Consider the following 10263-nt stretch of genomic DNA (forward strand, 5'->3'; position numbering starts at 1 on the left):
GACCGATTACGCGGCGGCTCCGAGCTTCGTCCTGCCGGCGGGAAGCTACCGGCTGAAGCTGACGAAAGACGCGGCTTCCGTCGAGCATCCCTTCACGCTCGCGGCGGGGGACAGCATCAATGTTGCGCTGGAGATCCCCGTCGGCCGGCTCCTGGTGGATGCGGTCTATTCCGAGAAGGGGCCGCCGGTCGGGAAGGGCCTCTCGGCGGAGGTGCGCCGGCCGGACAACGAGGACGGGGAGCCCGGCGCCTCCGTCACGACCCGCTACGATCCGCGCTCGAGCTTCCATCTGCTCGCAGGCCCCTACGAGGTCATCGTGGCGGCGGGGGAAGCGCGGCGGCAGGTGAAGGCCGAGATCGCCTCCGGCAAGACCTCCCGCCTCACCGTCAATCTCGATGCGGGCGTCGTCGTCCTGACGGCGGGAGCCGGCGCGACGATCGAGGTCTTCGAGGCGCAGAGGTCGATCGAGGGGACGCGCAAGCTGGTCGCCACCGGCTATGACGGCAAGCTGGACACCGTGCTGCCGGCGGGCGATTTTGTCGCCGCGCTGAGCAGGGACGGCGAGGCGCGGGGCGAGACGCCCTTCACGGTTCCGGCCGGCCAGAGGCTGGAACTCGCGCTCGACAAGCCGGCCCGTTGACGCCCCCCTCCTTCTGCGGGAGAGACCTGCATCGCTTCCATCCCGGATGACTGCATGCTGTCCCTCCAGACCCATGGCGATCGCGACCTGCGGCTCGAGGAGATCGAGCCGCCCCCGCCCCCGGCGCCCGGCGAGGTGCAGATCCGCATCCGCACGGTCGGGTTGAATTATCTCGATCTCTGGGGCTTCCGCGGCATGGCCTTCGCCAAGCGCAAGATGCCCCAGGCGGCGGGCGTCGAGGCGGCGGGCGAGATCGTCTGCGTCGGCGAGGGCGTGACCGGCTTCGCGCCGGGCGACGTGGTGACGGCCTATGGCGCCGACACCTGCGGCCGTTGCAAGGCGTGCCGCGAGGGCCGCGACAATCTCTGCGAGAACGTCGCCGGCATCATGGGCTTCCATATCGACGGCTTCGCACGCGAGGTGATCAACCGCGAGGCGCGGCTGGTGGTGAAGGCGCCGCCGGGCGTCTCCTTCGAGGAGGCGGCCTGCGCGCCGATCGGCTTCGGCACGGTCCAGCACATGCTCTTCGACAACGCGAAGCTGGAGCCGGGCGAATCTGTCCTCGTCCATGCGGGGGGCTCGGGCATCGGCACGGCGGCGATCCTGATGGCGAAGGCGATCGGCTGCACCGTCTTCACCACGGTCGGCGACGATGCGAAGGGGGCCAAGGCCAAGGCGCTCGGCGCCGACCACGTCATCAACTACCGGACCGACCGCTTCGAAGGGGTCGTGCGCAAGCTGACCGGCCGCAAGGGGGTCGACGTCGTCTTCGAGCATGTGGGCGCCGATACCTGGAACGGCTCCCTTCTCGTCCTCAAGCGCGGCGGGCGGCTCGTCACCTGCGGGGCGACCTCGGGGCCCTCGGCCACCATCAACCTGATGCAGCTCTTCCAGCAGCAATACCGGATCACCGGCTCCTTCGGCTGCCGCATCGAGAACATCCGCCAGTCGCTGGAGAAGATGGCGGGCGGCATGAAGCCGGTGATCGATTCGGTCTTCCCCCTCGCCGATTTCGAGAAGGGCCTCGCCCGGCTCGAGGGCCGGCAGGTCTTCGGCAAGGTGATCGTCACGCTCTGATCGAGGGCCGCCCCGGACCATCCGGCGCAGGCAAGGCAGGAGGAAAGCCATGGGCAGGCCGCTGATCACACCGGAGGAGCTGGCCGCGGAAATCGGCCGGCCGGGCCTCGTCGTGCTCGACATCCGCTCCGCCGTGGATGGCGGGGGGCGCGCGGCCTACGAGGCGGGGCATATCCCCGGCGCCGTCCATACGGATTACGTCGCGGCCGGCTGGCGCATGAAGGGGGCGTCCGGCGGCGCCGGCATGCTGCCGGACGAGGCGGCGCTCGGGCGTCTTCTCGGCGATCTCGGCATCACGCCGGAGAGCCGGGTCGTCGTGGCGCCGGCCGGGGTCTCGGCCGGCGATTTCTCGGCCGCCGCCCGCGTCTATTGGACCCTCAAGGTCGCGGGCCATGCGGAGGTCTCGCTGCTCGACGGCGGCACCGCCGCCTGGGCCGAGGCGGGTCTCGGGCTGGAGACGGTCCCCGTGCAGCCGCGTCCCGAATCCCCCTATCCGGTCCGGCTTCGTCCCGAATTGCGGGCCACGCTGGCGCAGGTGGAGCGGGCCGTGGCCGGAAGCGGCGCCCTGCTGGTCGATACGCGCGGCCCGCGCTCCTATCGCGGGGAGGAGAAATCGGCCGTCGCGGCGCGCGCCGGCCGCCTGCCGGGGGCGGTGCTTCAGGAAGGCGCCGCCGCCTTCGACGCGGCGGCGAACCGCCTGAAGCCGGAGGCCGAGCTTCGCTCCCTCTTCGCCCTGCCGGAGGGAGAGGCCGTGACCTATTGCAATACGGGGCAGCAGGCGGCGACGAACTGGTTCGTCCTCTCGGAAATCCTGGGACGGCCGGAAACGCGCCTCTATGACGGCTCGATGTCCGAATGGACCGCCGATCCGGCCCGGCTGGTCGAGACCGGGCCTGCCGCCTGAGCGCCTTGCGGGAGGGGAGGTTCAGGCGCCCCGGCCGGCTTTGGCGTCGAGGCTCCACGGGCCGGGGCCGGCCGCGCAGAGATAGAGGAAGACGAAGCAATAGAGCGCCGCCAGTTCTCCGCCATTGACGACGGGAAAGAAGCTGCGCGGGGCGTGGAAGAGGAAATAGGCGGCCGCGGACATGCCCGAGGCCAGGAAGGCCGCCGGACGCGTGAAGAAGCCGATCGCGATCAGGAGCCCGCAGCCCAGCTCGATGATGCCCCCGACCCAGAGCAGGCTGCCCATCGCGGGCGCGCCGGAGGCCGGGGGGACCGGAAATCCGAGCAGCTTCTGGGTGCCGTGCTCCATGAAGAACAGGCCCGCCATGAGCCTCAGGAGGCTGAGGAGGCGGGGGGCCCATGCGGCGGCGATCGTGTCGAGCGACATCGGTTCGTGTCCCTGGAAGATGGGGGGCGAATGCGTCCGCTCTTTTCGCATGGCGCGCGCCTCGTTGATACCGGGTCGCCGCGGCGAAGGCCGCGGGGTGGGGCGGAGGACTCGCCAGGGCTCCGAGGTTAAGGCTTAACTATTTGGCGATGCTTGCGAAAAAACGGCGGCTTCCGCCTCTGATTCACCGCTCGTCAGCCATTTTTGCCAACCCTCTCGTCAGGGTTGGGCGCCAAGATTTTCCCGAAAGGTCGAGCAGAAGGGCCTCGGGATGGGCATGGAACAGAATGGACGGGCGTCACGGATTCGGGGCGCCCAGGGGAGACGCCTGGCGCTGGTGATCGCCGTCGCGGCAGGCTGCGCCGCCGCTGCCGCGAAGGCGCATGCGAGGGAACTTGTGAGTTTCGACTCACAGGGCGTTCCGGCGGGAACGATCGTGATTCGGACTTCCGAGCGCGCGCTCTATCTCGTCGACGGCTACGGCTCGGCCCTGCGCTACCGGGTGGCGGTCGGGCAGCCGAGCAAGCAATGGTTCGGCTGGTCCCAGATCGACGGAAAATACGTCCAGCCCGCCTGGTCGCCGCCCTCCGAGGTCAAGCGCGACAATCCGCGGCTGCCGGACCTGATCGCGGGCGGCTCGCCGCACAATCCGATGGGCCCGCGCGCCCTCACCCTCGCGGGCGGCGAATATGCCATCCACGGCACGAACCGGCCCTCCTCGATCGGCACTTTCGCGTCCTATGGCTGCATCCGCATGTACAACCAGGACATCATCGATCTCTATGACCGGGTGCGGGTCGGGACGCGGGTCGTCGTCACGCGCTGAGGCTCTGTGGCGATCGGACGTCTGACGTTCCGGATGGGGCAGGTTTAGCCTGGCGCACCTTCGTCCTTCTGCGAGCCGGGAGGGCGGAACCTCGAGGGGGCCGGGCATGCTCGTCAGGACGAAGCCGCGTTGGTGGATTGCGGAGAGCGCCGCGACCCCGGAATCGGTCTTCCTCGACCGCCGCCGCATCGTGCAGGCTTTCGGCCTCGGCCTCGCCGGGATGGGGATCGGCGGGGACGCCGCGGCCGCGGAAGGGGTGGCGCGCAATGCGGCCTACACGCTCGGCGACCGTGCGCTGACGGACGAGAGATATGCCTCGTCCTACAACAACTTCTATGAGTTCTCGACCTCGAAGACCGTCACCCCCATGTCGGACGCGCTCAAGCCCCGGCCGTGGCGGATCCGAATCGACGGGCTCGTCGAGAAACCCTTCGAGATCGACATCGACGACCTGATCGCGAAGATGGCGCTCGAGGAGCGGCTCTACCGCTTCCGCTGCGTCGAAGCCTGGGCGATGGCCGTGCCCTGGACCGGCTTTCCGCTGCGCCGGCTCGTCGATTTCGCCAAGCCCGCCGCGGGGGCGAAGTACGTCGTGATGAGGACTTTCCTCGACAAGTCGGTCGCGCCCGGCCAGAAGCAGTTCTGGTATCCGTGGCCCTATACGGAGGGCGTCACCCTCGAGGAGGCCCGGAACGACCTCGCCTTCATGGTGACCGGCATCTACGGCAAGACCCTGCCGAATCAGCACGGGGCGCCGCTGCGTCTCGCGCTGCCGTGGAAATACGGCTTCAAATCGGTCAAGTCGATCAACCGCATCACCTTCTCGGCCGAGCGGCCCAGGACCTTCTGGGAGGCGTTGCAGGATTCCGAATACGGCTTCTGGGCGAATGTGAATCCCAAGGTGCCGCATCCGCGCTGGAGCCAGGCGGAAGAGCGCGTGCTCGGGACGGGCGACCGCGTGCCGACGCTGCTCTTCAACGGCTACGCGCCGGAGGTCGCGGACCTCTACAAGGATCTCCAGAAGGAACGGCTCTGGGCCTGAAGGGTGCCGCCTCAAGAAAAAGGCCGAGCCCTTGGAAGGCCCGGCCGAAGGTCAAGGCCCGCAGGGCGAGCCTTCCAGAGGGGAACAGCTGCACGGGCAAGGCCCGTGTGATCAGCTTCGACAAGCATCTACCCTGATCGGGGCGGCGGCAAACGTCATGATGTCCGATGAGACATGCATTATATGCATGTGAATTGGCATCAATAGACCCAGCGCTGCGCCTTGCTGACCAGGAAGTCGCGGAAGGCCTGGACGCGCGCGACGTTCCGCATCTCCTCGGCATAGACGAGATAGCTCTCGAGGGCCGGCATCTCGATGTCGCGCAGCACCTGGACCAGATCCGTGTTGCCGTCGACGACATAGTCCGGCAGCACGGCGATGCCCGCCCCGGTCAGGACCGCCGCCCGCAGCGCCGGGATGTTGTTGACCACGAGGTGATAGGGGCGCGGCGCCCCCCCTTCCCGGCCGACGCTCGCCAGCCAATGGACCGACAGAAGGTAGGAGGGCTGGTCGCCGCCGAAGGAGAGCAGGCGGTGCTGGTCGAGATCCTCGACGCTCTTGGGCTCGCCGAATCGCTTGATGTACTCGGCCGAGGCGTAGACGTGGAAATGGACGGCGAAGAGGCGCCGCTGGATGAGGTCGGGCTGGGCCGGGCGGCGCAGCCGGAGCGCAACGTCGGCCTCCCGCATGGCGAGGTCGAGTTCCTCGTTGGTGAGGATCATCTCGACCCGCACCTCGGGATAGGTGTCGAGGAACTCGGCGATCCTCTGCGTCAGCCAGAGCGAGCCGAGGCCGACGGTGGTGGTGACCCGCAGCGTGCCGGTCGGCCGCTCGCTCGTCTCCTCGAGCCGCGAGCGGGTGTTTTCGAGCCGCTGGCGGATGTCGCGCGCCGCGCGATGGAGGATGTCGCCCTGCTCGGTCAGGATGAGCCCGCGCGCGTGGCGATGGAAGAGCGGGGTCTTCAGCTCGCGCTCGAGCGCGGAGACCTGCCGGCTCACGGCCGACTGGCTGAGGCTGAGGTCGTCGCCGGCCTTGGTGAAGCTTCCGGCCTCGGCCACCGTGTAGAAGATGCGGATCTTGTCCCAGTCCACGTGCGGGCTCCCCCGGCGGCGGTCGCGCTTATTCTGCGGCGTCGCGCATTTGATGGGCGGCTTCGAGGAAGCGCTCGGCTTCGAGCGCGGCCATGCAGCCGAGTCCGGCGGCGGTCACCGCCTGCCGGTAGACGTCGTCGGTGACGTCGCCGGCGGCGAAGACGCCCGGAATATTGGTGGCGGTCGAATCGGGAGCCGTGCGCAGATAGCCGCCGGGCTTCAGGTCGAGCTGGCCGGCGAAAAGCTCGGTGGCCGGCTTGTGGCCGATGGCGACGAAGACGCCGTCGGCCGCGATCTCCTCGACATGGCCGCTCTTCACGTTCTCGATCCGCACGCCCGTCACCGAGAGATGCGGCTCCTCGACGCCGACGATCTCCTTCACCGTGCAGTCCCAGACGACGCGGACATTCGGGAGCCTGAAGAGGCGGTCCTGGAGAATCCGCTCGGCCCGGAAGGCGTCTCGCCGGTGCACGACCGTCACCTTCGCGGCGATATTGGCGAGATAGAGCGCCTCCTCGACGGCGGTGTTGCCGCCGCCGACCACCACGACCTCCTTGCCCCGGAAGAAGAAGCCGTCGCAGGTGGCGCAGGCCGAGACGCCGAAGCCCTGGAACCGTGCCTCCGAGGGAAGGCCGAGCCAGCGGGCCTGGGCGCCCGTCGCGATCACGAGGGCGTCGCAGGTATGGACGTCGCCGCTGTCGCCCGTGAGGCGGAAGGGCCGCGTGCCGAGTTCCGCCTTCACGATCGTGTCGGAGATCATGCGGGTGCCGACATGCTCGGCCTGGAGCCGCATCTGCTCCATCAGCCAGGGGCCCTGGATCACGTCGGCGAAGCCGGGATAGTTCTCGACATCGGTGGTGATGGTGAGCTGGCCGCCCGGCTGGAGGCCGGAGATGAGCACCGGCTCCAGCATGGCGCGCGCCGCATAGATGGCGGCCGTGTACCCGGCCGGGCCGGAGCCGACGATCAGAAGCTTCGCATGCATCGTTGTCGCCTAAAACTCCGGCGGCCCCCTCCGAACCGCCGCAAGATGACGCGCAAGGGCGACCCGGGCCGCCTCCGCGATCTCGCAAGTGCTATCTAATGGCTGGTATGCATATTCTTCAAGCCGTCCAGCGAAAGGGCGCACAGCTCCGTAACGGATCAGGGCATCGAGGAAGCGGCGGATCTTGGGATGGCCGCCGGACGGCTCGAAGACCAGGACCGGAACGCCCGTCGCCGCGGCCTCCCCCACCATGTTGGTCGAATCGGCCGTCACGACGACGGCATCGGCCCCGGCGAGGAGAGAGAGATAGGGATTGTCTCCCGGCGGCTCCGAAGGATCCCAGAGGAAATGCCTTGGCGGGACCGCGAGGGCGCGCAACTCGTCCAGCAAGTCCTTCGGCGTGCGGCGCGAGGCCGTGACCGCGAGGCTCGCCCCGGAGGCGGCGAGGTCGCGCAGGGAGCGGGCGAGGCGCACGATGTCATCCGCCTCGAAGCGGTGGTGCCGGCTGTCTCCTCCGACGAGCACCGCGACGCGAGGCCGGGCGAGGCGGGCGATGCGCGGATCGAGCGCCGCGCGGGCGTGGCTCAGTTTCGCGGCGGAGAGACGGTGCGGCGCCGTGAGGCTGGTGAGGACGTTCGGGCCGCGGAGCCGGTCGTGTTCCTGGACCCAGATCAGGTCGGCCGCCTCCGCGCCGATGCGCGGGTCCTTCAGGAACAGCGTGAAAGTCCGGCCCGCGCTCGCGCGCCGCACGGCGCGCATGTAGGGGAGGGCGCGGCGGCCGGAGGCGATCAGGAGATCGGGAAAGGGCGGCGCGATGGGGCTGCCGGGCCGTCCGGGCGCCTCGCGCGGGTCGATCGGCCCGCGCGGCCCGAGCAGGGCGAAGAGGGCGCGGGGCCGGACGCGGCGGATGTCCGGGGTGAGCCCCATGGCCTCGGCGACGCCGAGGCATGGCGTCTCGTCGCCCGCCTTGCCGTCCGTGAGGACCCAGCAGGAGAGGGGGGTGGACTCAGCGGGAATAGCGCCTCACCCAGCCGGCGAAGGAGCGCGAGACGGCCTGGAGGCGACGGTCGTCGTCGCCGGGAAGATACCAGGCGCCGCCGGAGGTGGCGGGCGCGTTCACGACCATGCGGCGCCCGGCCAGGATCTCGCCACGCGGGCCGAGCATCTGGAAATCGCCCTCCAGGAAGTCGGAGCTGGTGCCGCCGGTACCGATGCCGCGGGAGCCGCGGCTGCCGCCGGCGAAGGAATTGAGCGAATAGCTGGTGATGCGCACATAGATCCGGCCGCGGAAGGGGCCGGATCGGGCAAGTTCCTGCGCGATCGTGCCCTGGATGATGTCGGCCTGCCTGGTCAGGCCGCGGGCACGGATCGCGTTCACATCGACCACGATGGGCGCCGCCACCGGCGCCGCGCGACGCGCGCGCGCCTCGGCGGGGCCGGGCGACAGGGAAAGTGTCGCGAGGGCGGCGACGAGGAGGGCAAAGAGAACGCGCATGCGGATCGATCCTTCAGGGGCGCCCTTCTACGCTGGCGCCCGCGCCGGCGCGAGCCCCCTCGGAGCATATCGGTGGGGCGCCCTCCCTCAGCGGAAGGCGACCTCGACGATCTCGTAGCTCTTGGCCCCGCCCGGCGTCTTCACCTCGACCGAATCGCCGACCGACTTGCCGATCAGGGCGCGGGCCACGGGGGAGGAGATCGACACGCGGCCGAGCTTCACGTCGGCCTCGGGATCGCCGACGATCTGGTAGGTCTTCTCCTGCTCGGTATCCTCGTCGACCAGCTTCACGGTCGCGCCGAACTTCACCTTGCTGCCGTTGAGCTTGGTGACGTCGATCACGTCGGCGCGCGAGATGATCGATTCGAGCTCCATGATGCGGCCCTCGTTGAGGGACTGGCTCTCCTTGGCCGCGTGGTATTCGGCGTTCTCCGACAGGTCGCCATGCGCCCGGGCCTCGGCGATCGCCTCGATGATGCGCGGGCGCTCGACTTGCTGGCGGTGCTTCAGCTCCTCCTCCAGCGTCGCGAATCCTCGTGGCGTGAGAGGCACCTTTTCCATGGTCGGAACCTTCAGATGGGGAGGGCGTCCGGGCCGGGCCGGGACGGTGATCGCCAAGAGCCTGTGCCGGCCGGGATGTCCCGGCCGGGCGCTTCTCGCTGCCTTGGCGGCGAAGCCTGCGAAGTGTGGGACAGGCCGGGCGGGAAGGCAACCACCTGTCCCGCGGTGGACGGGGACAGCTGGGCGCCGTCTCCGAGGCTCAGGCGAAGTAATCCTGCAAGGCCCGCACCTCGAGATCCCCCGCCCGATAGGCCTTGATCCCGTCCGCCGCCGCGAGAGCGCCCGCGATGGTGGTGTAGTAGGGAACCTTTTGCAGCAGCGCGGCGCGGCGCAGCGAGCGGGAATCGGAGAGCGCGCCCGCCCCCTCGGTCGTGTTGAAGACGAGCTGGATGTCGCCGTTCTTGATCGCGTCCACGATATGCGGGCGCCCTTCGAGAACCTTGTTCACGCGTCCCGCCTCGATCCCGTGCTCGTTGAGGAAGCGCTGCGTGCCGCGCGTGGCGAGGACCTTGAAGCCGAGGTCGCGCAGGGTTTTCATCGCCGGCAGGATGCGCTCCTTGTCGCCGTCCCGGACGGAGACGAAGACGGCCCCGCCGCGCGGCACGCTCGTGCCCCCGCCGAGCTGCGATTTCGCGAAGGCGGTGCCGAAACCCCGGTCGAGGCCGATCACCTCGCCCGTCGAGCGCATCTCGGGCCCGAGCAGCACGTCGACGCCCGGGAAGCGGGCGAAGGGGAAGACCGCCTCCTTGACGCCGATATGTCCCAGCTCCTTCTTCGCCAGCCCGAAGGAGGCGAGGCTTTCGCCGGCCATGATCCGCGCCGCGATCTTGGCGATCGGCTCGCCGATCACCTTGGCGACGAAGGGGACCGTGCGCGAGGCGCGTGGATTCACCTCCAGCACGTAGATGGTGCCGTCCTTGATCGCGTACTGGACGTTCATCAGCCCTCCCACCTGGAGGGCCAGGGCCAGATCGCGCGTCTGGCGCTCCAGCTCCGCGATGATCTCCGGGGACAGCGAGCGCGGCGGCAGCGAGCAGGCCGAATCGCCCGAATGGATGCCCGCCTCCTCGATATGCTCCATGATGCCCGCGACGAAGACGTCCCGGCGGTCGCAGAGCGCGTCCACGTCCACCTCGATCGCGTCCGACAGGTAGCGGTCGAAGAGGAGCGGGTTCTGGCCCAGCACCGTGTTGATCTGGCCGGTCTTGTCGTTCGG

General features: G+C 69.3%; 11 protein-coding genes and 1 pseudogene. 5 read left to right on the forward strand and 7 right to left on the reverse strand.

Going from position 1 to position 10263, the window contains the following annotated elements; translation table 11 throughout:
• The 3 genes from PKD06_RS03105 to PKD06_RS03115 form a co-directional block, all read left to right on the forward strand.
• Window positions 1-640 (forward strand): hypothetical protein (locus PKD06_RS03105; RefSeq protein ID WP_324377530.1); only part of this gene is annotated, 640 nt, incomplete at its 5' end.
• A 54-nt stretch (window positions 641-694) separates the two neighbouring features.
• Window positions 695-1717: a zinc-binding dehydrogenase gene (locus PKD06_RS03110; RefSeq protein WP_324377531.1), complete on the forward strand. Its 1023-nt coding sequence runs from the start codon at window positions 695-697 to the stop codon at window positions 1715-1717.
• Window positions 1718-1766: 49 nt separating this feature from the next.
• A complete protein-coding gene (locus PKD06_RS03115) occupies window positions 1767-2621 on the forward strand; it encodes a sulfurtransferase (RefSeq protein WP_324377532.1) in 855 nt (284 codons plus the stop codon).
• Window positions 2622-2642: 21 nt separating this feature from the next.
• Here the strand turns inward: PKD06_RS03115 and PKD06_RS03120 are convergent, their stop codons facing one another.
• Window positions 2643-3047, reverse strand: a complete 405-nt coding sequence (locus tag PKD06_RS03120; RefSeq protein ID WP_324377533.1) for a DoxX family protein — start codon at window positions 3045-3047, stop codon at window positions 2643-2645.
• A 277-nt stretch (window positions 3048-3324) separates the two neighbouring features.
• Between PKD06_RS03120 and PKD06_RS03125 the strand changes: the two genes are divergently transcribed.
• Both PKD06_RS03125 and msrP read left to right on the forward strand, forming a co-directional pair.
• A complete protein-coding gene (locus PKD06_RS03125; protein WP_324377534.1) occupies window positions 3325-3873 on the forward strand; it encodes a L,D-transpeptidase in 549 nt (182 codons plus the stop codon).
• A 106-nt stretch (window positions 3874-3979) separates the two neighbouring features.
• Entirely contained in the window at window positions 3980-4915 is a 936-nt protein-coding gene (gene msrP / locus PKD06_RS03130; RefSeq protein ID WP_324377535.1) for a protein-methionine-sulfoxide reductase catalytic subunit MsrP, read from the forward strand.
• A gap of 200 nt (window positions 4916-5115) precedes the next feature.
• Here the strand turns inward: msrP and PKD06_RS03135 are convergent, their stop codons facing one another.
• From PKD06_RS03135 to PKD06_RS03160, 6 genes and pseudogenes are all read right to left on the reverse strand, one after another.
• On the reverse strand, window positions 5116-6006 hold the full coding sequence (locus PKD06_RS03135; protein WP_324377536.1) for a LysR family transcriptional regulator: 891 nt from the start codon (window positions 6004-6006) through the stop codon (window positions 5116-5118).
• A gap of 28 nt (window positions 6007-6034) precedes the next feature.
• The gene (gene trxB / locus PKD06_RS03140; protein WP_324377537.1) at window positions 6035-6991 is read right to left on the reverse strand and encodes a thioredoxin-disulfide reductase; all 957 of its coding nucleotides are present in this window, start codon (window positions 6989-6991) and stop codon (window positions 6035-6037) included.
• Window positions 6992-7000: 9 nt separating this feature from the next.
• Window positions 7001-8008 carry a mitochondrial fission ELM1 family protein gene (locus PKD06_RS03145; RefSeq protein WP_324377546.1) on the reverse strand — a complete coding sequence of 336 codons (1008 nt, stop codon included), beginning with the start codon at window positions 8006-8008 and terminating at the stop codon, window positions 7001-7003.
• Entirely contained in the window at window positions 7998-8486 is a 489-nt protein-coding gene (locus PKD06_RS03150) for a hypothetical protein (RefSeq protein ID WP_324377538.1), read from the reverse strand. Before PKD06_RS03150 ends, PKD06_RS03145 begins: the two co-directional genes overlap by 11 nt.
• A gap of 87 nt (window positions 8487-8573) precedes the next feature.
• Entirely contained in the window at window positions 8574-9047 is a 474-nt protein-coding gene (greA, locus tag PKD06_RS03155) for a transcription elongation factor GreA (RefSeq protein ID WP_324377539.1), read from the reverse strand.
• Between the two features lie 199 nt (window positions 9048-9246).
• Window positions 9247-10263, reverse strand: a pseudogene (locus PKD06_RS03160) (carbamoyl phosphate synthase large subunit); the annotation flags it as partial.

Source organism: Enterovirga sp. (assembly GCF_035325185.1).
In the GTDB taxonomy this organism is placed as follows: Bacteria; Pseudomonadota; Alphaproteobacteria; order Rhizobiales; family Beijerinckiaceae; genus Enterovirga.